This is a genomic window from Mycobacterium senriense (assembly GCF_019668465.1).
GTDB classification, from domain to species: Bacteria; Actinomycetota; Actinomycetes; order Mycobacteriales; family Mycobacteriaceae; genus Mycobacterium; species Mycobacterium senriense.
On sequence record NZ_AP024828.1, the window covers coordinates 1129879 to 1154169 of the forward strand.

The window sequence follows — 24291 nt, forward strand, 5'->3', positions numbered from 1 at the left end:
GGTCGCAAGGCAATGTGAGAGGTGAGCCATTGACGCCGGGCGACATAGCGGACCAAAAACGGAAAACGGGCTGTCAGGACAACGTGCTGATCGTGCACTGGCACGACCTGGGCCGCTACCTGGGCGCCTACGGCCGCACCGACGTGTCGAGCCCGCGTCTGGACCGTCTTGCGGCCGAAGGCATCCTGTTCACCCGGGCGCATGCCACCGCGCCGCTGTGCTCGCCGTCGCGCGGATCGCTGTTCACCGGCCGCTACCCGCATAACAACGGCCTCATCGGCCTGGCCCACCACGGCTGGGAATACCGTGACGGGATCCGCACCCTGCCTCAGATCTTGTCCGAATCGGGCTGGTACTCAGCGCTTTTCGGCATGCAGCACGAGACCTCCTACCCGAAGCGGTTGGGCTTCGACGAGTTCGATGTGTCGAACTCCTACTGCGACTACGTGGCCGAGAGGGCCGACGAGTGGCTGCGACAGAGCGCCGAAGGCCTTGTTGGACAGCCGTTTTTGTTGACCGCTGGCTTCTTCGAGACGCACCGGCCCTATCCGCGGGACCGCTACACGCCGGCCGACAGCGCCGGGGTGGACCCGCCCGATTACCTGCCCGACACCCCGGAGGTGCGCGGTGACCTCGCCGACTTCTACGGGGCCATCAGCACGGCCGACGCGGCGGTGGGGAGGTTGTTGGACGCGCTGGCCGATACCGGTCTGGACGCCAACACCTGGGTGGTGTTCTTCACCGATCACGGCCCGGCGTTCCCGCGGGCGAAATCCACGCTGTATGACGCCGGCACCGGCATCGGGTTGATCATCCGGCCGCCCACCGACCGGACCGTGACTCCCCGCGTCTACGACGAGCTGTTCAGCGCGGTCGACCTGGTCCCGACGTTGTTGGGGCTGTTGGGAATTGACACCCCTACCGATGTCGACGGTGTCTCCCACGCGCCCGCCCTGCTGGAGCCGGATCCCCCGCCCGCGCCGGTCCGCGATCACGTCTACACCATGAAGACCTACCACGACTCGTTCGATCCGATCCGCGCGATTCGCACCAAGGACTACAGCTACATCGAGAACTATGTGCCCCGGCCGCTGCTGGATCTGCCGCTGGACATCGAGGAAAGCCCCTCGGGGCTGGCCGTCGCGCCGTTCGTCAAGTCGCCGCGGCCCGAGCGTGAACTCTACGATCTGCGTGCCGACCCCACCGAGACCACCAACCTGCTGGCCGAAGAAGGGACCGACGCCGACGAGGTCGCGGCCAGTCTTGCTGTGCGACTTCATGATTGGCGTCAGCGCACCGGCGACGTCATCCCGTCGGAGTTCGCCGGTACCCGCATCTCCGCGCGGTACACCGAAACGTATCTGCAGATCCATCACGCCAAGCCGACACCGCGCTCGGCCATCGCCGCCGACCGCGGCATCGAAGAAGGCACGCCCACGCAACGCTAGCTCGGCGGAGCCGGGAGGCGCCGCTGCTGAGGCTATCCGGCTGACCGGCTCGCGCCGCCCACCTCGGCGACGACGAACACCCGGCGGAACGGGAAGATCGTCGTCCCATCGGAGCGGGGCGGGTAGGCGTCCTGCAGCAGCGGGATCAACTCCTCGCGGAACTGCTCCCACGTCGCGTCATCCAGCCGTTCGCGCACCGGGACCAGCGCCGTGCCGGTGATCCATTCGAGCACGGGATGTTCGCCGGTCAGCTGGTGCAGATAGGTCGTCTCCCAGACGTCGACCTTGCATCCCGCGTCGAGCAGCAGGTTAGCGTAGTACGCCGGCGGCTGAACCACCGCGCCGACTCGAAATGGTATGTCGCGCAGCAGCTTCGCGTACGGCTCCCGGCGGGCCAACGCGCGCACCGCGGCGTAGGACGGCGACTCGAAGTTGCCCGGCATCTGGACGCCGATCCACGATCCGGACGCCAGTTGCCCCGCCCACCGGAGCAGCAGGTCGGCATGCTCGGGCACCCAGTGCAGGGCTGCGTTGCTGACCACAACGTCGGTGTCGGGTTTGGGCTTCCAGTCGCGCAGGTCGCCGATGACGGCGTCGATGCCCCGCTCCTTGGCGGCGGCCACCATCTCCGGCGAGCTGTCCATCGCCTCGACCACCGCGTCGGGCCAGCGCCGGGCCAGATACTTCGTCAGGTGACCGGGGCCGCAACCGAGATCGACGACGCGACGAGCCCGCTCGGCGCCCACCCGCGACAACAGGTCATAGAAGGGGCGGGCGCGATGGTCGGCGAAGGCCAGGTAGACGTCCGGATCCCACATGTCGATCCTCCCGATCCTCGCGCCGCCGCTAGCGGGCCGATAGCACTTATAACTCCTATGGTGCGCCGACGCGGCCCGAATGGTCCCGGGATCAGGCCGCGACGATCGAAACCGGTCGAAACGCCCCGGAGACGCGTGCCCGTCGGGCTACCATCGGCGTTCGTGGCGTCCGACTCAGATCCGATCGACCCGCCCATCCCCGTTCCGGACCTCCCCGGCGCCGATGTCCCGGCCGGCGCCGGCGGATTACCTCCCCACTCGGCGTTGCCGCCCCGCCAGCGAATGGTAGTCGAGGCATCGGCCCTCGGCGATCTGGCCCTGCGCACCTGGGTGGCCTCCCTGCTCACCGCCACGGTGGCGCCGTTCGTGGTCGCCGGCACGCTGAGGCAAAGCGATTCAGCCACCGAGCGCGGCAACCTCGACTTCTACGCGGAGTTGGGCGCGGCGAAAGATCCGAGGCGGTCCTTCCCGCCACCCACCGAGTCGCCCCGGGTGACGTCGCGGCGGGCCGGCCACCTGGCGGAGTGGGTCGCGCGCGGCACGGTCGACAACATCGCGTTCCCCAGCAGCTTCACCGCCATCAACCCCGCCATGCGCACGCGGTGGGCCGCCTGGGGATCCAATAATGTCGTGCGCGCTCAGCATTGGCGCCACGACGACGGGCCCCGTCCCACCCTGTGCGTGATCCACGGCTTCATGGGGTCCTCATACCTGGCCAACGGGCGGTTCTTTTCGTTGCCCTGGTATTACCGGGCCGGCTACGACGTGCTGATGTACACGTTGCCCTTTCACGGCAAACGGGCCGAAAAGTATTCACCCTTCAGCGGTTTCGGCTACTTCGCCGGCGGGCTCAGCGGTTTTGCCGAGGCTATGGCGCAGGCCGTGCACGACTTTCGTTCCATCATCGACTATTTGCGTCACACCGGGGTCGACCGGATCGCGCTCACCGGCATCTCGCTGGGCGGTTACACCTCGGCGCTGGTGGCCTCGGTCGACGATCGGCTGGAGGCCGTGATCCCGAACTGTCCGGTGGTCACCCCGTCGACGTTGTTCGACGAATGGTTCCCGGCCAACAAGCTGGTCCGGCTGGGCCTGCGCCTCTCCGACATCAGTCACGACGACTTGGCGGCCGGGCTGGCGTACCACTGCCCGCTGAACTACCGGCCGCTGGTGCCCCGGGACCGCCGGATGATCATCACCGGGCTCGGCGACCGGATGGCGCCACCCGATCATGCCGTCAAGCTATGGCAACACTGGGATCGCTGTGCGCTGCACTGGTTTCCGGGCAGCCACGTGCTGCACGTGAGCCAGCTGGACTACCTGCGCCGGATGACCGCATTCCTGCAGGAGGTCATGTTCTGACCACCTCGACGGTGTCGGCGCTCTCCGCACCTCCGCCGGTCTCGCCGCGCGGAGCCCGGTGGGCCGCCCCGGTCAGGGTGGGCCAGTGCAGCTGCGAAAGCAGGTCCTCCGGCGCCGCGGTGTGGCCGTCCAACCGATACGTGGACAACAGGTCCAGTGCGGTCAAGGCGGGCAGGTGGTTTCCGCGTTGCGGGGTCAGCCCGTCCACCGGCGCCTTGCCGTCCGGGGCGGTCTCGGTCTGGAACGCGCACGCCACCGCGACGGTGGGCCGGCTTTTGTCACCGGCAACCTCGAGCGCGGTGCAGGTCTCGCGCGCGTCATACGCCCGGATCGCGTGCAACGTCTCCGGCAACGCGCCGTCCACCTGAATCTGGTATGCCGCAAGGTAATCCGAGGCACCACGCTGCACTCCGCGCCACCTCTCGCGGGGGTTGGACGTCAGCAGCCGGGGAATGTCGTCGGCCGCGACGGTGGTGGCTTCCCAACCGATCTCCCGCAGATGATCGGCCAGCCGGCGGGCCGCGACCTGAGCGGTCTCGCGCAACGGGATCCGCGGCGAGCGGGCCTGCAGAGCGGCCAGGTTGTCGGGCGCCGATACGGTGAGCCCGATCCAGGTCTCGCGGCGTGACGGGTCGGCGGCGTTGTCGCGGCTGGTGATTCGGATCTTGTCCGCCCGGATGCCATACCGGTCCAGGTAGCTCGCGATCAGCGGGAGCGGCAGCACATCGGAGTCGTTGTCCGGTGCGCCGAGGCGGATCAGGGCGGTCGCCGCCGCGTCAGAGGTGGCCGCGGGGACGGCGTTCCCGCGTCCGATCATCGCCAGGCGGCGGCGCAGGATGGTGGTCCAATACAGACCGCCCCACCAGCCGAACAACACGATCACGACGGCGGCCGCGATGCCCAGCAGCCAGTAGTCGCGGGGTGTCCGCCACGGGTAGGCCATCACCGCGGGCACAATGGCCAGCAGCGCCAACGTGATTCGACCGCTCCCGGGGGTCGGTATCCGGTTCATGCTCACGGGGTGGGGTCCTTTCGTCGGCGTGCGGCGATTGCGGTGACGGCGCCGGCCACCGCGACCAGCACGGCCAGCGCGGCGGTGCCGGCCACCGCGACGGTGCGCGGTTTGGTGTCCTTGGGCGCCGGGGCCGGCGGCACGGCCACCGGCTTCACCGATGCCGCGCCGGGCTGGTTACCGGCGGGCAGTTGCCAGGTCAGGGCCGCCACCGGATCCACGCTGCCGGTGCCGACCACGTTCGACGGGTCGCGGGCGCCGTTGTGGGCGGTTGCGGTGATGCGGTGCAGCACCGCGGTGGCGTTCAGGTCGGGATACTTGCTGCGGACCAGCGCCGCGACACCGGCCACGTAGCCGGCCGCGTAACCGGTTCCGCTGAGGGCGGCGAGTTGCTGGTGCTCGTCGGGCAGCCCGTTGGCCAGCCCGCCGCCGTCGGCGTTGCCGATCGACACGATGCGTTCGCCGGGCGCCGCGACTCCCACCCACGGCCCGGCCACGGTGAATTTCGATGGCTGGCCATCCGGGGTCAGCGACGCCACCGACAACACGTACGGCTGCCACCACGACGGGATGGACACCGACGTGACGCCGGCCCAATTTCGTGGATCGTTCGGGCGGCTCAGGTCGGTGAGCGGATTGGACTCACACGAGGTTCCGCCACCACCCGCTCCGGTCGGCCCGCTGTCCCCGGCGCCGGCCACGATCACCGCGTCCTTGTCCAGCGCCGCGTACCGGATGGCGGCGCCGAGCGCGGCCTGGTCGACGGGCCGGTCCACGGGCATGCAGGTGGCCGAGCCGATGTCGATCACCCGGGCACCGAGGTCGGCGGCGTGCACGATCGCCCGGGCGAGCGTCGATACCTCGGCCGACACGCGCGCCATCATCGGATCGCCGCCCGGCGTCCGCGGCGAGAACTTGGCCGACGCCGTCCTGATCGCCAGCACCCGCGCCGCGGGCGCCACGCCGGAGAACCCGTCGTCGGGCGAGGGCTGGCCGGCGATGACCCCGGCCAGCAGCGTGCCATGTCCGTCGCAGTCGGTCAGCCCGTCGGTGGTCTCGACAAAATCACCGCCCGGTTCGACTTTGGGCAGCCGCGGGCCCGGCCGCACCCCGGTGTCGAGAACCGCCACCAGCTGGCCCTCACCGCGTGAGAATTGCCATGCCGCAGGCAGATTCAGCATCGACTGGCTGGGTGTGATGGCACCCGGGTCGCTGCCGGGGACGACGCCGGACGTGCTGCAGGGTCCGCGCTGCTCCATCGGCTCCCCCGGCCCCGGCGCCCCGCTGGGCGGTGGTGCCGCGGGATCGACCGTCGGCGGGCTGATCGCGGAGGCCGGCGGACACGTCCACGTCGCGGCGGCGGGCAGCAAGGCCAATACCGCGGCGCAGCAGGCTGATGCCGGCCGAATCATCGATTGAGCACCCAGCTGAACAGACCGACCACGAACGCCATGACGGGGATCAGCGACGCGTCGAGTCCGGTCGCGACGAAGCCCACCAGCCGGCGAATCGGCAGCGAATAGCTCTCCGGCGCAGCGATACCCGGGTTCAGCGCCACCACGATCCACACCGCCACCAGAACCAGCAGCACCAGCACCGCACCCAGGGCGGCGGCGTAGCGTCCGGTCGAGGTGTAGAGCACCAGCAGCACGCCGGCGGCCAGGAAGGGCTGGGCGAGCAGCCACGCCTTGCAGGCGGCCGAGTCCCACACCCGGGCGCGCAGCACGGAGGTCGCGGCGGCGGCCGCCACCACGTACCAGCCCGCACCGCTGAGCGCCTCGGGCCGCAGCGCGATCGCGACCGAACCCAGGACGCTGAGCAGCACTGCGGCGGCGATGAATCCGCTCTGATGCGCGTCGCTGATCCGGACGCGACGCGGCAGGTCTTCGAGCACCCGCAGCGACGGCGCCGACGGGGTGGGGTCCCCGGGCGCCGGGATGACCGGCAACGGGAAGCGCGCCCACAGTGCGGACAGTTGCGCCGCCTCGATGGTGACCAGCAGCGCCGCCACGATCAGCCCGCAGCCGATGGCGATCGGCTGCGGGTGCCAGAGCAATTCGGCGCCGGCGGCCAGCAGCACCCCGGCACCCACCACCGCGGTCGCGGTGAAGAAGCCGGCGATGCGCTCACGTTCGGCGCTGGGCGCCATCAGGGCGATCAGCGACCACGCGGTGACACCGGCGGCGGCCAGCGTCAACTGGGCGGGGCCGAATCTGCCCGGAACCGCCAGCGCGAGTGCGGCGGCGATGGGAGCCAACGCGGCGATCGAGAGCGCCATTCCGGTGCGCGCCGAGCGCGCGGTGGCCAGCAGGCCGACGATCGCGGTCAGCGCCGCGACCGCGCTGACGGCGACCAGTCCCAGCAGCGCGCCGGTGGCCACCCGGTAGGTGACCGACAGCCCGGTGGCCAGGAACGCCACCGCGATGGCGCCTGCCAGGGCGCCTCGCTGGATATGCGTTGTGCCCCAAGGCTTGAGCCTTGAGGTCGAGAAGATCATGGCCGCGTCGGCGATGTCCTCGACGATGCCGGGCGCGGCCGGGCCGACCGGTACCGCCTGCAGCGCCAGCAGGTCGCCGTCGACGACCCCGACCGTGTCCAGGCTGGCGTCCAGGCTGAACGGCGCACCGCCGATGGGGGCCAGGCTCAGCTGGGTCGCCGCGCCGATCTCGGCGGCACCGCGCCCGGCTGCGCCGTCGTCCGAGTCGCCGTTGGTCGCGGCGGGAACCACCAGACGCTGGACGGCGGGCAGGATTTCGCGCAGCGGCAGCTCCGCGGGCAAGGCCATTTCCGTCAACCTGCTGTCCGCGAGAATTGCCACGCGGACGATCGGCATGACGGTTCCGGACGTCACCGGACCCTCGAAACGTGTTGTGGCCGTTGCTCGAACATCGTGCTCTCTTCTCTTTTACTATGTTGGACGGACGGTGTTGATGGGGAAAAGTCTCGGGCTAACCGGTGTTCGGTGAACCATCCGGCGTCTGGCAGTAGGGCGGTCAGTTGTTCGATCGCGACGGCGATCGCGAATGGCGTTCCGGGCGCGAAGGTCGAAACCCACTCGCCGTCGAAGGCACGGGACGGACTGACCAGCACCCGCCCCTCGCGTGCGTCGACGATGCTCATCCCCACCTCGCTGGTGGCGTGCCGGCCGTCGCGGTGGCAGCCGGCGACGATCTCGACGTAGCTGCGCGGGCCGTTGAACACCGATTCCACCACCTTTCGTGCCGATTGCGGAATGCCCAGGTAGTCGAGGACTTCGGCGAGCGGAGCGCCCGAACGCAGTCGTTCGTCGGCTCGGGCACCGACCCGCGTCGGCAGGCTGAACTCGTCGAACCGGGCGGGTTGGCGCTGCGCCAGGCCGACGGTGAGCACCGGGCCCAGGGCACGCGGGTCGTCGATGTCCATGGCGGTGAACGTGATCAGCTGCGCGCTGCGCAACGCGACGACCGTCAGCGACGGCTTGCCGGCCGCACCGGTGCGCTGCGCGACGACGCCGCGCAACAACTCGGCGTCGCCGCCCTCACCGGTGTCCTTCGCGGGGCCCACATACCGCAGGTCCAGCCACCGCTCCGGAAAACACACCACTTTGATCCACTCGGCGACCGCGGGGTTGACGAGTCCGCCTTCTGAGACCAGACCCAGTTCGGTCAGCTCAGCCTTCTGACGGTCGAGGAACGCGTTGCGTTCGGCGGCATCACGATAGGGCGAGGTGATTGCCAATACCCAGGGAAAGCTCCCCGCCCCAATCGTTTCCGCGATGAACCAAGCGTGATCGACCGTCAGCTCGACGGCGTTGGGTGATGCGCTCATTCAGCTGAGGACTAACCGCCCCATTTGGCGGCTTCGGCCTGGTCGCGCGCCAGCATCGACATGGTGTTCGCCTCGTGGGTGCTCGCCATCGACTGGTAGGCCCGCACCAAGCTTTCCATCGCCTGGTTCCACTGGGCCTGCCACACCTGGTAGGTCATACCGGTGTCACCCTGCCAGGCGTTGGACAACGTGGCCTGCTCGCTGGCGATATCGGAACCGAGCCCCTGCAGGGTGCCGGCGTAGCCGGACATGTCTGCGGCGTGGCTCAACATCGCCGGGTAGTTGTACATGATCTGCGACATGACAAGTCCTTTCGCGGTTGGTAGCGGTGAGATCAGAACGCGGTGTAGCCGGATGCGGCGGCGGCGTCCGCGGCCACGTAGGTCCCGGCGGCGTCCCCGAGGTTGGCCTGGGCGATGTCCAGCAGGGTGTTGACCCGCGCGGCGGCCTCGACGAACCGGGCGTGCGCGGCCTGGAAGGCGGCCGAGGACTCGCCCTGGTGGAACGCCTGCGCCGACATCGCTTCTTGCTCGGCCTGGCTGATCGTGCTGCGCATCAACGCCGCCTTGGCGCTGAAGGCCGACTGGGCGGCTACCAACTGCGGAATGTGAGCGTCCAACATACTCATGTTGATTCCTTTCTGTTGCTTCCGTGGGGGTTTCGGTAATTCACGTTCATCTGGCTGAGTGCCTTACCCCCCTTTCCCCGGCGCGGTTGGGCCCGTTCCGTTACCGGCTTCGTGCTCCCACGTCCCGGGCACCATTGGCATGCGTGGGCCGCCGCCGAAGTCATCGTCGGCCAGCTTGGTCAATCCGGCCGCCTGAAATGCCTTCTGCCGCTGCGTGGTTCCGGCGAACCCCAGCGGCCCGGCGCCCTGGGCGGACGCGACGGCGGCGGCCAGCTCCTCCTCGCCGCCGAAGTCGGGAGGGACACCGAAATCGGAGTCCATGTCCGCGAACTCGTCGGCGTGGTCGCGCAGCGCGGCCCGCCGACGGCGCCGGGCCCGAGACTCGGCCCGGCTCGCCGCCGCAGCGCCGGCCGCCGGGATGGTCGCCGCGGGAGCCTTGGCCCCGCCGCGGCCACCGAGCGTGGGTCCGACGCCGCCATCCGGGTCACCGCCCATGGCGATCAGGTAGGCGAAGTTGCCGGCCGCTGCCGCCGGCGCCGGCGCGGCGGGCGCACTCGAACCCGCGGCGACCGTGGTGGCCGGGGCCCCGGCCGGAGTCGCCACCGTGGGGGCCAGCGCGACCACCGGCAGCATGGACGGCGGCTTGTTCGACGTCAGCACGGGGGCCACGACGGCGGGGGCGCCATCCGGTGCGGCCACGACGGGCGTGGTGAGCAGGGAACTGAGCCCGATACCCAGCAGCAGCGGGATCAAAAGCGGTGCGGTGAGGATCGCACCCCAGGTCGGCCAGCCGACGGCGTTGAAGAACACCTGGTAGGCAACGAAGAACAGCAGCGGCCCGTTGGCGGCCAGGAACGCCGGCAGATTCGAGGAGAAGTTCTGCATCATCTGCTGGATGTTCTGGAAGAAGTCCTGGAAGAACTTGGACAGCTGCTGGATGAAGTTCTGCCACCAATCCCCAGGGCCGTTCTGCGTGGCGTTGGACGCGAGACTGTTGATCTGGCCGCCGGGATTCACGATGGCGGGCGCCGCCATGGTGTGCGGCGCCGCCGCCAGAGCCGAACCGGACACGCCCTGGTAGATGCCCATCGTGGTGGCCGCCTGGACCCACATCCGCGCGTAGTCGGCCTCGTTGACCGCGATCGGAATGGTGTTGATGCCAAAGAAATTCGTCCCCACCAGCACCCCGTGCACGATGTGATTGGTGGCCAGTTCCGCCAGTGTCGGCATGGCCGCCAGTGCGGCCGTATACGCCGTCGCCGCGACCTCCTGCTGCGCGGCGGAACCCGCGCTGTCGACACTGGCCTGCTGTAGCCACGCCAGGTATGGCAGGTGGGCCGCCACATACTGCTCGGCGCTGGGCCCCTCCCAGGCGCCGGCCTGGGCCTCCCCCAACAGCCCACTGAGTTCGGCTGCCGCCGAGGCGTATTGGGTGCTCAACGAGGTCCACGCCCCGGCGGCCGCCAATAGCGGCCCCGGGCCTGGACCGGCGCTGAGCAACGCCGAATGCACCTCGGGTGGCGAAGCCATCCAGATGGGTCCGAAGGGGGCTGTCATCGTCAGGCGCCCGCGATTCCGAACGTCGCAGCGGCCGCGGTGTCACCCGCGAGATAGCTTGCGCCGGCCTGCCCGACGCCGACGCCGGCGCGGCCAAGCTCTTCGACGCCCTGGGCGGCCATGGCGGAGTGCTCCTGGCCCTGAGCGCTGAATCCGACCGCCGTTTGCAGCGATACCGGATCGACCGCCGGCGGCACCACCGCGGTGATCGCCGGAGCCGCCGCCGCATGCGCGGCCGCCAGCCGTGCCGTCAGGGCCTCCACCGCCGCACTGGTCGCGGCCAGACCTTCGGGAACCACTCGCAGGGTCATGGTTACTCCTTTCCTGGTCCTTTTCGGACTTCGATAAACATCAGTGGGCGAAACCGTCTGTCGCGCCCTCTATCACGGACTCCCCGACCAACGGGTTGACCAACTGCACGTACGTCGGGGCGTCGCTGTCGCCCAGCAGGATGGCCCGCCCGGCAGGCAGCCGGCCGAATCGCTGACCGCGGATCTTGCCGCTGTCCTGCGGGTTACCCGCCAGCATCAACGTGGTCGCCTGCAGGTCGTTGAACCGGCGCAGCAGCGGGTTGGTCATCAGGGCGTGCCCCGAACCGGTGGCCCGTGCGGTGACGATCACCCGCAGCCCCAAATCGGCCGCCTGCGACAGCAATCCGATCAGCGCGGTCCACGGCCGCTGCCCTACATAGGGGCCGCTCATCGCCGGCGAATCCGGTATCTGGTCGACGTCGTCGATGATCAGATAGTGGGTGTGGCCCGCGTAGCGCCAATGAGCCAGCTCGCCGGGCGACAAGCCGGCCGGTGGCCGGCGCGATTCGATGAGGTTGGCCAGCCCCAGCATCGCCGGGATGATGCGGTCGATGTTGGCGGTGTACTCGTTGTCGGCGAACAAGGGCTCGTCGACGAGGTGCAGCCGGCGGTCCAGCACCGTGAAGGCCACCTGATCGGGCGTGGAATGCTCCCGCACCGTGCGAATGAGATGGCGCAGCAGCGTGGTCTTCCCGGACTTGCTGTCGCCGAACACCATCAGCAGCGGGTTCTCGGCGAAGTTGACCACCACCGGCGCGAGGTCCTCCTCGCGCTGACCGATGACGACCTGCTCCGGCCCGCGATACAGCGACCCGACCGCTTCCGGCGCCAGGTTGGTCGGCAGCAGCCGCACCGGCGGCGCGGTGACGCCCGGGTAGCGCGCATTGAGGGCGGCCACTGGGTTTATCTCCGCGTCCAACGCGGGGCTCGCGAACAGGAAATGCTCTGCGGCCATGGTCAATCCACGTCCCGGCTGGTCGTGCGGCACCGCCTCGGCGGGGCGGCGCAGGGCGCCGACCACCCGCACGTTGCTGTCCCGCGCGTCGTGCAGCTTGAGCTCGAGCCGCAATCCGAGGCCGTCGCGCATGGCCAACGGAACCTCGAGCCAGCTCGGCGTGGTGATGACGACGTGGATGCCGTAGGCGAGACCGATGTTGACCAGCTCGCTGACCCTGGCCAGCAACGGGTTTCGGGTGTTGAACTGGTCGGTGTTGTCCCGGCCGAACGCGTAGAGGTTGTCGATGACCAGGAACACCTCGCCGTACCCGTCGTCGGGGGCCGCACCGCGGGAGTCCCGGAACGCCTCCCGGCGCTGCCGCGACAGCAGCAGCTGCTCGAGTTCGCCGAAGGTGCGCCGGATGCGTTCGGGCTCCAGCGCCGAAGCCACGCTGCCGACGTGCGCCAGGTCGTCGAGCGCCCGCAGCTTGCCGCCGCCGTAGTCCAGGCAGTAGAAGGTGACCTCGCGCGGCGAGTGCAGGTTGGCCGCGGACAGGATGAATGTCTGCAGCGCGGTCGACTTGCCCGATTTCGGGCCACCGTGGATGACCATGTTCCCGGCCGACGAGGCGGCGTCGAACACCAGCGGATCGCGGCGCATCTCGAACGGCTTGTCGATCTCGCCGAGCGGCCACTGCCACTGCCGGGGCGGCACGCCCGCGCGGGCCAGCATGGCGGTCAACGGGATCGGCTCGTCCAGCGGCGGCAGCCAGAGCTGCGGCGCCCGCGGCCCGTAGCCGGCCAGCTGGTCGCCGATGGTGGCGATCAGCTTGCGCGGCGGCCCGGTCAATTCGTCATCCTCGGGGGCGCTGATCACGGTGTCCTGATCCGGTTCGACGCGACCGGCCGTGAACAGCTTTGGCTCCGGGATGGACGGCACGACAAAGGATTTGGCCTTCTGCGGCGGATCGTAGATGCCGTCGACATAAGTGCTGCGGAACTTGATCGGCGTCGCACCCGGGGCGGGCACCAAGAAGCCCACGCCCTTGTGCTCCTTGCCGGACTCGATGTGATAGGCATCCTCCACACCGATGATCTGGCGGGAAACGCTAGGGCTGGCCACCTTCAAACCGATGCGATAGGAGGTGTTCTTGTCGATGTCCTTGATCTTGCCGACATCCAGCGTCTGCGACGCGAACAGGATGTGGATACGGAAAGAGCGGCCTTTACGCGCAACGTAATCGAACAACTCCGCGTATTCGGGATGGTCGGCCAGCATCAGGGTGAACTCGTCGGCGACCACGAACAGCGTCGGGATCGGCGGCAGGTCGTGTCCGGCGGCGATGGCGGCCTCGTACTCCACCACCGAGTTGAACGCGCTGCCCTGAACCCGGCGGCCCGCTTCCCGCAGGAGCGTCTCCCGGCGGGCCACCTCGCCGCGCAGCGTGTCGGCGAAGCGGTCGGCCAGCGACTTCTTCTCGGCCATGTTGGAGATGACGGCGACGACTTGCGGGAAGTGACGGAAGCTGTCGGCTCCCGCCTCACCCTTGAAATCGGCGTAGATGACGATCAATCGATCGGCCGGATGAGTCGTCAACAGCGACAACAGGATCGACATCAGGGTCTGGGATTTACCCGAACCCGTCATACCGATCATCAGCCCGTGCGGGCCCATGCCGCCCTCGGCTTCGTCCTTCAGGTCGAACATCAGCGGCTCACCGGTCGCGGTGACGCCGATCGGTATTCTCAGCTCGTCCTCGCGGCGGCGCGGCGCCCACAGCGTGGGCACGTCCAGTCGAGAGGCATCCGAAATGCCCAGCATCGTGGTGAACGTCGCGCCACGGGTGGCCGCGGAGCGCAGCCCGGTGTGGGTCGGGTTGGAGTCCCAGCGTGACAACTGGCGCGCCAGATGCGCGGCCTCGTCGGCGCCGAATTGGTCGGCGTTGTCGATGTAGGGCTGCCAACCGCCGGTCTGCCAGCGCTCGATGGCACCCCCGGAGACGCGCAGGATCGGCTTTTCCGGATCCGAATACTGCTCGCGGTTGGGCGCCGTGGTGCTGCGCTGCACGACGGTGACGCCCGCCCGGCCCAGCGCCAGCGTCGACGCGTTGAGGTCGTAGTCGGGGTCGTCGATGACGATCAGCAGGTGACGGAGCGCATCGGCGGGCTCGCCGGTGAACGTCGGACGGTCGACGAGGGCCGAACCCAGGCCGGCGACCAGGTCGTCCGCGTTGGTCGACATGAAGCGGGCCGGCCCGACCCCGTCGAACTCACCCGCAACGTCGATGTGCGGCAACCACTTCAGCCAGGACCAGTCCGGACTGTCCAGATTCGGGGTGACCAGCGCGATCCCGAGCACGGTCGGGTCGTGCCAGGTCACCGCCTGGGCGACCCAGGCGCGCAGCGCCGCCCGCACCTCGTCTTCCTCGCCCAGCACGGTGATCCGGGCGACCTTGGTCAGGTCGATTCCGGTCGGCACATCGCGCACGATGCGATGGGTGTCGAGCAGGCTGCGTAATGCGCTGTGCGACACCGGCTCCAGGTCGATTTCGTCCGCTGTGTCGTTGACCCGCAGGGCGGTGGCCAGCGGCACGTGGTGGCGACCGGCCCGCAGCACCAGGAAGTCGGGGTCGTGCGGGTCGCGCTCCCACTGGCGTCGCGATCCCGGCACGGTCGCCAGCGCGGACGGCTCCGGGTGGGACCACTGCGCCGCGGCGCGCTGCGCGGTGGCCTGGGTGCGGATGTTGTCCCGGATCACCGACAGGTAGCGCAGGTAGTCGGCGCGTTCGGCGTCGACCTCCTCGGTGCGCGTCTTGTTGTCGTTGCCGCGATACATGGCGGTCGCGGCGAGCAACAGCACGAACGGAAAGAACAGCGTCTGCGGAGAGATCAGCCGCATCCCGGTGGCGAACAGGGCGACGATCATGCCGACGATCAGGATCACCAGCACGTAGGGCATCGCGCGGCGCAGGAACGACGGCGGAATCACCCGGGGCAGCTCGGGTGGCGCCTCGATGGAGATGGTGCCCTTGCGGGTCGCCGGCGGCGCCAGACGGCGGCGCGCTTCGAAGATCAGTCGGCTCATCGGGCGGCTCCCTCGGCAGATGCCACACGGCCGGGCTTCTGATCGGGCGTCAACCCGTCGTGAGCCAGCAGCGCGTCGGCGCGCGATAACGTCGGACCATTCGCGAACAGCGACAGCACCGACCACGGAACGGGGACCGGCGATCCGTTAAGGCCAAGGGCCTCAACCGTTTTGCCGTGTCCGGCGGCGGAGTGCTCCGACTCGTTGTCGATGCCGTAGCGGACACCGGTGTCAGAGACCCAGAACAACGACCCGGTGCCCGGCGAGTCCGGGCCGCCGCCGACGGTCTGGGTGAAGTAGCCGGTGCCCGGCGCCAGGGCGACGCGGGTGGCCGTCGTCGCGGCGCCGCCGCCCACCAGGTCGACGGTGCGGATCGATTCGGCGATCGGCAGCGCTGAGCCCGACATCAGGTGCAGCGAGCTGGTCGCGGCCCCGGCGGGCTTGCTCCAATAGGCGCACGTGACAGGCGATTTGGCCGCGTCAACCACGCTGACCTGCTGATCCGGATACCGCGCGGTGTCCAGCATCCGCGACACGGGCAGCTTGGCCACCGCGTCGGCACCCAGCCGCGGCGGTTGGTCCAGCCCATAGGAATTGGTGTTGCGCAGGATCGCGGCGAGCACCGGTGAGATCTGCTGCATGCCGTCGGGCATCACCGCGTAGTAGCGCGGCGCACCCGAGGAACTCTGCTCCAGCGCGTAGGAGACCACCACCGCGCCGATCGGAGCGGGCACGCTGAACGGGGCCGGGGCACCGGCGTTCGGGATGCCGGGTGCCGTCAGCGACGGCGCCTCCGGGATCGCATTGAACAGGCCCAGCGCGATGGGCCTGGGCGCCGGCACCTCGGAGTTGTTCTGCCCCAGGCCAAGTGCGTTCGTGATCGCGTGGTCGGTCAGGTTGATCTGCGAACGCTTGCCGTCCCACAACAGCCAGGTGCTGCCGTCCCGGTCGACGAGGAGCGCCTGCTGCGAGGCGAGCGACGCCGCGCGTGCACCGCTGCTGTCCGGCTGGCCCGCGATCACCGTGACGCCGGTGCTGTGGGCGGCGTGCCCGCCGTGGGCCGGCTCGCTGACGGCGTCGCACACCGTCCAGTTCGCGTCGTGCGAGGGGTTTTGCACCATGCGCTCCGGCGCACCCGGGATGCCGATCAGGTTGCCGCGCGGAAAGCGGTCCAGCTCACTACTTTTCACCATGGTGGGGTCGACAGCGTGGCCGGTGATCAGCCGGGCGGAGGTCAGGTTGAGCACCGGGTGCAGGTCGTCGCCGACACGGACGTACAGCGCGGCCGTCGAGCGGTCGGCCAGCACGGCGTTGGTACCCACCGTGCCGCTGGGCCGGATCAGCGAGAACACGAAGCAACCCGCCAGGCCGGTGACCAGCAGGACCGCGCCCATCGCCACCGCGCGCGACTGCGTGCGCAGCGGGTCGACCAGCATCCTGGTGTCGTGCAAGGCGATACCGGAGGCGATCCGGCGCATCACGAACCGCCAGCCGGTGACCTGATGGCGGGTGACGAAACCGCGGCGGTACTCGACCTGGTCGGGGTTGTCGTTGACCGGCGTGCGAGAGGTGAACGAACGGCGTTCGTCGGACTCGTTGTTGGAGGTCATGCCGGCACCGACAGGCCAAGGCCGCGCAGCAGCGGCTCTACCGACCGTTCGACGTCGTCGTCGGTGATCGTCATCAGCTCCTCGTCGCTGAATTCGCCGGTTCCGGCGTGTTCCGAATGGTCGAGCCGGAACTCTCGTTCTTCTTCGGAGCGTTCGACGATGTTCCGGACGAATCGACCGTTACCGGCGATGTCCAAGTTGCGTCGCGAGATTCCGTTGGCGTCCGGGGTCGACTCGGTCGCCAACTTGGTGAACAACGCCTCCATGTGTTCGAGCGCGGCCGTCTCGAAGATGCTGTCGCGCTGCTCGGCCATCGTGTTTGCGATCTCGACCAACTCCGACGGTGCGTAGGAAGGGAAGTCGATGTTGCGAGTGAACCGGGAACGCAAACCCTCGTTGGTATCCAGGAACCTGTCCAGGTCGGCGCGGTATCCGGCGATGATGACCACCAGGCGGTCGCGGTCGTTCTCCATCCGCGCCAGCAGGGTGTCGATGGCCACCAGCCCGAAGTCGTTCTTGGCGCCCGTTGCAACCAGCGCGTAGGCCTCGTCGAGGAACAGCACGCCGTCGAGGGCACTGTCGATGATCGCGTTGGTCTTGGCCTCGGTCTCGCCGATGTGCTGGCCGATGAGGTCGGCGCGGTGGACCTCTCGAATGTTTTCCCGCTTCAAAAGCCCTAGGCCGCAATAGATCTTGGCGACAACGCGGGCGATGGTGGTCTTACCGGTTCCGGGCGGGCCCGCGAAGACCAGGTGGTGGGCGCGCTGCGCGACCGCCAGGCCGCGTTGCTTGCGGACCAGTTCCATGGCGACCGAACTCTTCAGGCGCGATACCTGGTTCTTGACCTCGTCGAGCCCGATGAATTCGGCGAGCTGGCGCTCCGCCTCCTGCAGCAGCACGGCCTTGCGTTCGTGCGCGGCGGGGTCGACGAAATCCTCTGCGCTGGGCTCGGTTTCGGGGTCCCAGGGGTCGGTGCGGGCCTCGATGCGCGCCGCCGTGGTGGTCACGATGCCGAAACTGGTGTCGGTCAGGGCTTGTTCGACTTGTTCGTTTTCCGGGTGCGCGGCGTACAGATCCTGCAGCACCTCGCTCGCCGAGTCCTCGTCCACATGCGCGCGCAGCACCAGCGCCTTGGCCAGCGCGCCGTCGACGGCGGCCACCGCGACCGGCCCCTCGGGCTCCTCCAGATACGACAGCGACGGGGCGAACATCCCCAGCCGGGCCAGCGCGGTGCCCAGCGCGATCTTGGCGGCGTGCGAGAACGCCTCGTCGAGATCCGCGTCGTTGACGATCGGGGTCAGCAGTTTGACGACGTCCGACCAGCGCTCGGCGCGGTAGTTGATGACGACCGACACCCACCGGGCCTCGCGCCAGTTCGGGCGGCCGGCGGTCAGGCCGGTGACGATTTCGTCGGCCTCAGCAAATCGTCCCGCCGTTGCCAGCGCGGCCGCGTAGGCGAGGTGGAAGTCGTCGGGGGTCGCGGCACGAAACTGCAAATACAGTCCGGTGTCGTAGCGGAAACCCAGCGAGCCGGGCGTCAGGTCGACCTGGCGCTGCAGCGTGCCCACGGTTGCGACGTTGCGCGACACCGCCTCGAGCACCCGCAGGGACGCGTCGCCGGCGGCCGCCAGGCCCGTCCACGCGTCGCACTGGTCGTGGGCGATGCGGGTCAGTGCGGTGAAACCGGAGCGCGCGGCGGCCAGATCGGCGGGACGCTGGCGCTGGTAGACGACGATGCCCAGCGCGCGGCAGCAGGTGGCGAACCGGCTGACGACGTCCTCGTCGACCCGCGCGTCCCCCCGTGAATTAACGGGAGCTGTGAGCATGCCGGTGTCACCGAGTTCCACGGCCGCGTCTTTTCATGTATGTAGCCTCCCCTAACCTAACTGCCTGAAGTTAGCATTGCATAAGCTAACTGTCGAGGCGTTTGGGCCTGTCCTGCTCACCACTGCACAGTCCTTCTTTTACCGCTGTTGAGGATGTTTCGGGTAGCAATTCGCCGCATTTCCGGCATACTCACAGCCGCACGTCGGGTGGTCTCACAACAAGGCCTTACCTTAATGAAAATCATTTTCATTATCAACTCGGCTCGCGCCCCGGGACCGTCCGGGCCGGCCGGTGGCCGCCGGAACGATCACGCAGCCAGTAGTCGGCCGCCGGGCCCAAAAAGTTCCACCCCTAGTCGCTCCCCCAGCTGCCCGGCAACATCGGCAACGAGGGTCCGTTGCCGAACTCGTCACCGGCCAGCGTGGCGAGCCCCGCGGCCTCGGTGTTCTCCGCCGGCGCCGTTCCGGCAAAGCCCAGCGACCCCGCACCCCGATCCGATGCCACCGACGAGCCGGGGTGGGGATTCGAGCCGAGGTCCGGTTCGAGATCCATGTACTCATAGCCGCGGTAGTGGTCCTTCATCGCCGCCTGACGGCGGCGTCGGGCGCGCTGCCTGTCGGCGACGGATGCCGCGGCCGACGCCGCGGCCGCGGCCCGATCGGACTCGGGCGCTTTGCGCTGGGCGCCGCTGCCCAGGCCAGCGCCGGTCCCGATGCCGGGGCCACCGACCAGGTATGGGTAGGCGACGGTCTCGCCGCCGGTCACGGGCGGCGGCGACGTTGGGGGCGCAGGTGCCGAGGCCGGGGCGGGCGCCGGAGCGGGAGTGGAGACGGGGGACGGCGCCGGCGCGGCGACCGGGGCAGCGCTCACGACCGGAGTGCTGCTAACAGCCGGCGCACTGGGCGCCTCCGGCATCGGTGCGGGCACGGGGGCGGCCGCCGGAATTGGGGCTGGTTGGATCGCCGCCAGCAGACTCAAGCCCGCTATGCCTCCCGCCAATCCACCCGGCACGATGAACGGAAGGGCAGCAAGCTGGGGGAACGCCTGAAGGGCCTCCCCGAGGTGGGTGAACTCGTCTGCGATGAGTCCGGCGGGCCCGAAAATGTCTTCCACTAAATCCTCTAATGCGTCGGCTGGGTCCTCAGGAAATTCCGCCAAATCTTTCCCCAGGGTCTGGAAAATCTCGAGGAAGCGGTTTACCCACCAGCTCAGCTGGTACGGGTTGCCGCCGTCATTGTCGACTATGCCGGTATCGTCGCTGTCTTCGCCGCTGCTGTCGCTGGCGTTCACGATCGTTGGTGCCGGATCGGTCTGCGGCGCCGCCGCTACGGCCGTGCCGGCCACCGCCTGATAGGTCGACATGGTGGTGGCCGCCTGGACCCACATCCGTGCATAGTCGGCCTCGTTGACCGCGATTGGCACGGTGTTGACCCCGAAAAAGTTGGTCGCCATCAGTGCCGCGTGCGTGGCGTGGTTGCCGGCCAATTCCGGCAGGGTCGGCATCGCGGCCAGCGCCGTTGTGTAGGCGGTGGCCGCGGTCTCGTGCTCGGCAGCCACGGCCGCGGCGTTGGCGCTAGCCCGCTCCAACCAGGCCAGGTAGGGCAGGTGGGCGGCCACATACCGCTCCGCAGTGGGGCCCTCCCACGATCCGGCCTGGGCGGCCGCCAGCGTCGCGCTGAGCTCGTCGGCGGCCGACGCATACGTCTCGCTCAACGAACTCCACGATGCGGCCGACGCCAACAGGCCGGCTGGCCCCGGTCCGCTGCTCAGCAGCGTGGAGTGGACCTCGGGGGCCAGCGCCATCCAGACCGGCGCGGTCATGCCCGCTCACCCGGAGGTGGCGGCGCGACCGGGCAATGAGGGAAAACGCATGGCGCCATGTCAGAGACTCCTCGCCGGGCGATGTCAGCAACCGCCGGGCTGTCAGCGGCGCAAGGATGAGCCCGGTAGTAGTCGGGCGGCGGCCGGAAGAAGTTCCTGCGGGCGACCGATTCAGGGAGAACTCATCGAAAGCCGGCCGCGCGATCGACGATCACGGCCGGCTTTCCACGGCTCAGGCCCGGATGGCGCTCACCAGGGTGTTGCGCGCGATCATCGGACCGGCCTCGGTGTCCGGGCCGGGTACCGGGCGGCCGACCTCGCGGAGGTAGTCGGCCAACGGAGTGCCGACCGCGGTCCAGCCGTGCTTGGCGAACCATTCGGTGGCCGGCGCGTGCTGCTCGTTGTAGACGAGCTGGAAGAACACCCGCTGGTCGCCCTGCGCGGTGGCCGCCCGTTCTTCCGCGACCGCGGCCTCAAAGTCCTCGGGTTTCATCGGGGCTCCGTCCTCGACGGCGACGTGGCTGCCGTGGCCGGCCAGGCTGTCGATACCGGTGAACAGCTGCTCCTCGGCCGTCGCCGGGAGGTAGATCAACAGGCCCTCGGCGATCCACGCCGAAGGCTTGGCGGGGTCAAAGCCGGTGTCGCGCAGGGCTTGCGGCCAGTCTTCACGTAGATCGATGGCGATCTCCCGACGCTCGGCACGCGGTTGCGCGCCGGCGCCGGTGAGCACCTCGCGCTTGAAGTCGAGCACCTGCGGCTGGTCGAGCTCGAAGATGGTCGTCGCGGCCGGCCAGTCCAAGCGGTAGGCGCGCGAGTCCAGGCCTGCCGCCAGGACGACCACCTGCCGCACCCCCGCTTCGGCCGCGCGGCGGAAATATTCGTCGAAGTACTTGGTGCGGGCGCCCTGGAAGTTGACGAAGTTCTCACCGAAGTCGGCGGTCTTCAGCTGGTGGTCGGGATCCTTGCCGTCCAGCACGTCCGCCCATGAACCGCCCACGGCGCGGCAGAAGACCTCCGCGTATGGATCTACGGCCAGCGGGTCGGGCTTTTGCGCTTCCAACGCCCGCGCTGTCGCCACGAACAACGCGGTGGAGCCCACACTCGTGGTGATGTCCCAGGTATCGCCTTCGCTTCGCACGAGCACCACAGTACGCCGCGCCACCGACACGCCTTTTCCGGTGGCGCGCAACATTAATGGGAACGACGGCGCAACCGCAGAGCGGGGCGGCGGGGGTTCGATGCGGTATCGCCGAACGCTGGCTGTGACCGACGTCTGCCCGCTGGGTAATTCCGGCTTTCACCTCGGAAGGTCAGCACCTATGCTAATGAAAATCATTGTCGTGTTTACTGGTCATCCGAACGGGAGCCCACGTGACTGCCCGAAAGTGTCGTCGCGCCGCGATGCGCGGTGTCGTCCGGTCGATGCTCGTCTTGGCGCTGGCCGGTTGCGGTTCCCATTCACCGACGCTGCCGCGCTCGGGATCGTCGACGCAGGTGAACGTTGTGGCCGCGGAGAATTTCTGGGGCGACATCGTCAAGCAGATCGGCGGCGACCATGTAACGGTCACCTCGGTGATCAGCGATCCGAATGCCGATCCACACCTGTATGAATCCGACGTGACAACCGCTGCGTCGGTAAGCCATGCGCAGCTCGTCGTCGTCAATGGTCTGGGCTACGACGATTTCATGGGCAAACTGCTGTCCGCGTCCCCTAATCCGGGCCGCAAGATGCTCACCGCGGCGGACGTGATGCAGATTTCGGGGTCTAACGCCAACCCGCACATATGGTATGGCATCGCGAAGGTTCCCGAGATGAGCTCTGCGATCGCCGCCCAGCTGAGCACGATCGACCCCGCGGATGCCCGGACCTTCATGGGCAACGCGAAGGCCTTCAGCGACAGCCTGGCACCCATCACAGCCGCGATCGCAAATATCAAATCGAAGTACGCCGGTGCCCCGGTCGGCTACACCGAGCGGGTGCCGGGCTATCTCCTGGACGCCGCCGGGTTGAAGTTGGCCACGCCCGCCTCGTTCGCCCAAGCGGTCGAGGACGGCAACGACCCCAGCCCCGCCGACAACTCGGCGATGGACGCCGCGGTGAGAAATAAGGCGATCAAGGTCCTGTTGTTCAACGCACAGGTCACCAGTCCCGCTACCGACGCGCTGAAGGCCCTCGCCCTCCGAATTGGCGTGCCGATCGTCGGGGCTACCGAGACGCTGCCAGCCGGCGACGCGAGCTTTCAAGCCTGGCAACTGCGGCAGATCAACGAGCTCGCCAGCGCGTTAGGAAAATAGCCAAAGATGACAATCTCCGCCGACCCCAGCTCCAAGGAGCCAATCGTCGAGCTGTCCGGCGCCGGACTGGCCTACGGTTCGCGGCCGCTGTGGCAGAACGTCGACCTCGCGGTGGCCCCTGGCGAATTCGTTGCCGTGCTGGGCCCCAACGGCTCGGGCAAAACGTCGCTGGTCAAGGTACTGCTCGGATTGACCGCGCTGTCGTCGGGATCGGCAAGGGTGTGCGGTGCTGCGCCGCGGCGCGGCAATCACGCGATCGGCTACGTCCCGCAACAGCGGGGCTTCGATGATGACCTGCCGATCAGGGGTAGCGATCTGGTGCGGCTCGGGGTCGACGGCCACCGCTGGGGAATTGGGTTACCCAGCCCCGGCCGGCGTCGGCGCATCGAAATGGCGATCGATGCCGTCGGGGCATCCCGCTTCGCCGACGTCCCGATCGGGCGGTGCTCCGGCGGAGAGCAGCAACGCCTGCGAATCGCCCAGGCCCTGGCGGGGAACCCGAAGCTGTTGCTGTGTGACGAGCCGCTGCTGTCGCTGGACATCAGATACCAGGCCGAGGTCGTCGACACGCTCGATCGCCAACGCCGCATCTCGGACATCGCGGTGATGTTTGTGACTCACGAGATCAACCCGATCCTGGGGGTTGTCGACCGGGTCCTCTACCTGGTGGGCACCCGCTGGGCGATCGGCGCGCCCGAGGAGGTGCTGACCAGCGCCCGCCTCTCGGAGTTGTATCAAACCACCGTCGAGGTGCTGCGCGTTCAGGGGCGGATCATCATCGTCGGCGCACCGGATGCGGCGCGAACCGCGGACGATCGAGCCGACACGGTGGTGGCCCGGTGACTCTCTGGGACTACCTGCACGACACATTCGTTCAGAACGCCCTCATCGCGGCCACGCTGGTGGCTGTGACAGCCGGCCTGATCGGCCCGTTCGTGATCATCCGCGACCTCGCGTTCGCGGTGCACGGCACCGCCGAGCTCGCGTTCACCGGCGCCGCGGCCGGCTTGCTCGTCGCCAAAAACCCCGTGTTGGGAGCGCTGCTGGGCTCGGTCGTCGTCGCCACCGCCATTGGACTGCTGGGCAATCGGCCCCGCGAGCGGAACTCCGCGATCGGCGTGATCCTGGCCTTCGGGTTGGGTGTGGGTGTATACCTGCTCTCGCTGTATACCGGCTTCGCCACGGCCGCCACGAACATATTGTTCGGCCAACTCTTCGGCGTCAGCCCCAGCCAGATCGCGTTGCTGATCGTCGTCGCTATTGCCGTGCTGATCACGATGACATTGCTGTACCGCCCACTGCTCTTCGCCTCCGTCGATCCCGACGTCGCACTCGCGCGTGGGGTTCCGACCCGGTTGGTCGGATTGGTGTTCGTCTACCTGCTCGCGCTGACTGTCACCGAGGCCGCACAGATAGTCGGCACGCTGCTGGTCCTCAGCCTGGCTATTACGCCCGCGGCTGCGGCCACCCGGCTCACCGCGCGGACACCGGTGCTGATCGCCTTGTCGATCGGATTTGCGTTGATCGCTGCCGACGGCGGGCTACTCCTGGGCCTGCTCAAGCCCCACGTCAAAGCCAGCGTCTTCATCAGCGGCATCAGCTTCGCGATTTACGCCGTCGTCCGGCTGGCCAGCCCGGCTGTGCGCCAGTCCCTCGCGAGGAGCCGCGCCGCCAAGTGGATGCCGTTCGGCTCTCGTGAGGTGGCGAACAGCTAGCGGGAGCGTCCCGTCCCGCCCGCCAGGGCCCAGGCAGCGGCAATGTCCCGGTTTCGTTG

The 24291-nt window shown here is 68.7% G+C and carries 19 protein-coding genes; 5 read left to right on the top strand and 14 right to left on the bottom strand.

The features are described 5' to 3' along the window. The first annotated feature begins 44 nt into the window (after window positions 1-44). Window positions 45-1448, top strand: a complete 1404-nt coding sequence (locus MTY59_RS05460; RefSeq protein ID WP_221046267.1) for a sulfatase family protein — start codon at window positions 45-47, stop codon at window positions 1446-1448. A gap of 32 nt (window positions 1449-1480) precedes the next feature. Here the strand turns inward: MTY59_RS05460 and MTY59_RS05465 are convergent, their stop codons facing one another. Then, window positions 1481-2266 (bottom strand): trans-aconitate 2-methyltransferase, encoded by a 786-nt coding sequence (locus MTY59_RS05465; protein ID WP_221044777.1) that lies wholly within the window; start codon window positions 2264-2266, stop codon window positions 1481-1483. A gap of 162 nt (window positions 2267-2428) precedes the next feature. Between MTY59_RS05465 and MTY59_RS05470 the strand changes: the two genes are divergently transcribed. Then, window positions 2429-3628 (top strand): alpha/beta hydrolase family protein, encoded by a 1200-nt coding sequence (locus MTY59_RS05470; protein WP_221044778.1) that lies wholly within the window; start codon window positions 2429-2431, stop codon window positions 3626-3628. On the opposite strand, the gene eccE is transcribed toward MTY59_RS05470, so the two are convergent. From eccE to MTY59_RS05535, 13 genes are all read right to left on the bottom strand, one after another. Beyond that, window positions 3618-4646, bottom strand: coding sequence for a type VII secretion protein EccE (gene eccE / locus MTY59_RS05475; RefSeq protein ID WP_221044779.1), 1029 nt, complete (start codon window positions 4644-4646; stop codon window positions 3618-3620). The genes MTY59_RS05470 and eccE overlap by 11 nt on opposite strands. Beyond that, on the bottom strand, window positions 4643-6052 hold the full coding sequence (gene mycP / locus MTY59_RS05480) for a type VII secretion-associated serine protease mycosin (protein WP_221044780.1): 1410 nt from the start codon (window positions 6050-6052) through the stop codon (window positions 4643-4645). The genes eccE and mycP overlap by 4 nt, the downstream gene beginning before the upstream one ends. Further along, complete coding sequence (eccD, locus tag MTY59_RS05485) at window positions 6049-7473, bottom strand: type VII secretion integral membrane protein EccD (RefSeq protein WP_221046268.1); 1425 nt, start codon at window positions 7471-7473, stop codon at window positions 6049-6051. The genes mycP and eccD overlap by 4 nt, the downstream gene beginning before the upstream one ends. Window positions 7474-7487: 14 nt before the next feature. Next, a complete protein-coding gene (locus tag MTY59_RS05490; protein WP_221044781.1) occupies window positions 7488-8447 on the bottom strand; it encodes an ESX secretion-associated protein EspG in 960 nt (319 codons plus the stop codon). Window positions 8448-8458: 11 nt separating this feature from the next. After that, window positions 8459-8749: a WXG100 family type VII secretion target gene (locus MTY59_RS05495; RefSeq protein WP_083066139.1), complete on the bottom strand. Its 291-nt coding sequence runs from the start codon at window positions 8747-8749 to the stop codon at window positions 8459-8461. Between the two features lie 32 nt (window positions 8750-8781). Continuing rightward, window positions 8782-9075 carry a type VII secretion system protein EsxG gene (esxG, locus tag MTY59_RS05500; RefSeq protein ID WP_066947442.1) on the bottom strand — a complete coding sequence of 98 codons (294 nt, stop codon included), beginning with the start codon at window positions 9073-9075 and terminating at the stop codon, window positions 8782-8784. Window positions 9076-9138: 63 nt separating this feature from the next. Beyond that, window positions 9139-10632 (bottom strand): PPE family protein, encoded by a 1494-nt coding sequence (locus tag MTY59_RS05505; protein WP_221044782.1) that lies wholly within the window; start codon window positions 10630-10632, stop codon window positions 9139-9141. Between the two features lie 2 nt (window positions 10633-10634). Next, window positions 10635-10943 carry a PE family protein gene (locus MTY59_RS05510; RefSeq protein WP_065027779.1) on the bottom strand — a complete coding sequence of 103 codons (309 nt, stop codon included), beginning with the start codon at window positions 10941-10943 and terminating at the stop codon, window positions 10635-10637. Between the two features lie 40 nt (window positions 10944-10983). Then, window positions 10984-14964, bottom strand: coding sequence for a type VII secretion protein EccCa (gene eccCa / locus MTY59_RS05515; RefSeq protein ID WP_221044783.1), 3981 nt, complete (start codon window positions 14962-14964; stop codon window positions 10984-10986). After that, window positions 14961-16574 carry a type VII secretion protein EccB gene (gene eccB / locus MTY59_RS05520; protein ID WP_221044784.1) on the bottom strand — a complete coding sequence of 538 codons (1614 nt, stop codon included), beginning with the start codon at window positions 16572-16574 and terminating at the stop codon, window positions 14961-14963. The genes eccCa and eccB overlap by 4 nt, the downstream gene beginning before the upstream one ends. Beyond that, window positions 16571-18421 carry a type VII secretion system ESX-3 AAA family ATPase EccA3 gene (gene eccA3, locus MTY59_RS05525; RefSeq protein ID WP_221044785.1) on the bottom strand — a complete coding sequence of 617 codons (1851 nt, stop codon included), beginning with the start codon at window positions 18419-18421 and terminating at the stop codon, window positions 16571-16573. The genes eccB and eccA3 overlap by 4 nt, the downstream gene beginning before the upstream one ends. Before the next feature lie 331 nt (window positions 18422-18752). Then, a complete protein-coding gene (locus MTY59_RS05530; protein ID WP_221044786.1) occupies window positions 18753-20222 on the bottom strand; it encodes a PPE family protein in 1470 nt (489 codons plus the stop codon). 232 nt (window positions 20223-20454) lie between these two features. Next, complete coding sequence (locus tag MTY59_RS05535; protein ID WP_221044787.1) at window positions 20455-21360, bottom strand: class I SAM-dependent methyltransferase; 906 nt, start codon at window positions 21358-21360, stop codon at window positions 20455-20457. A gap of 293 nt (window positions 21361-21653) precedes the next feature. On the opposite strand from MTY59_RS05535, the gene MTY59_RS05540 reads away from it, so the two are divergent. Genes MTY59_RS05540 through MTY59_RS05550 form a run of 3 tightly spaced genes read left to right on the top strand, consistent with a single transcriptional unit; the run spans window position 21654 to window position 24232 of the window. Continuing rightward, window positions 21654-22517 carry a metal ABC transporter solute-binding protein, Zn/Mn family gene (locus tag MTY59_RS05540; protein WP_250160722.1) on the top strand — a complete coding sequence of 288 codons (864 nt, stop codon included), beginning with the start codon at window positions 21654-21656 and terminating at the stop codon, window positions 22515-22517. Window positions 22518-22523: 6 nt separating this feature from the next. Further along, window positions 22524-23360, top strand: a complete 837-nt coding sequence (locus MTY59_RS05545) for a metal ABC transporter ATP-binding protein (protein ID WP_221044788.1) — start codon at window positions 22524-22526, stop codon at window positions 23358-23360. Then, complete coding sequence (locus tag MTY59_RS05550) at window positions 23357-24232, top strand: metal ABC transporter permease (protein ID WP_221044789.1); 876 nt, start codon at window positions 23357-23359, stop codon at window positions 24230-24232. The genes MTY59_RS05545 and MTY59_RS05550 overlap by 4 nt, the downstream gene beginning before the upstream one ends. The last annotated feature ends 59 nt before the right edge of the window (window positions 24233-24291 follow it).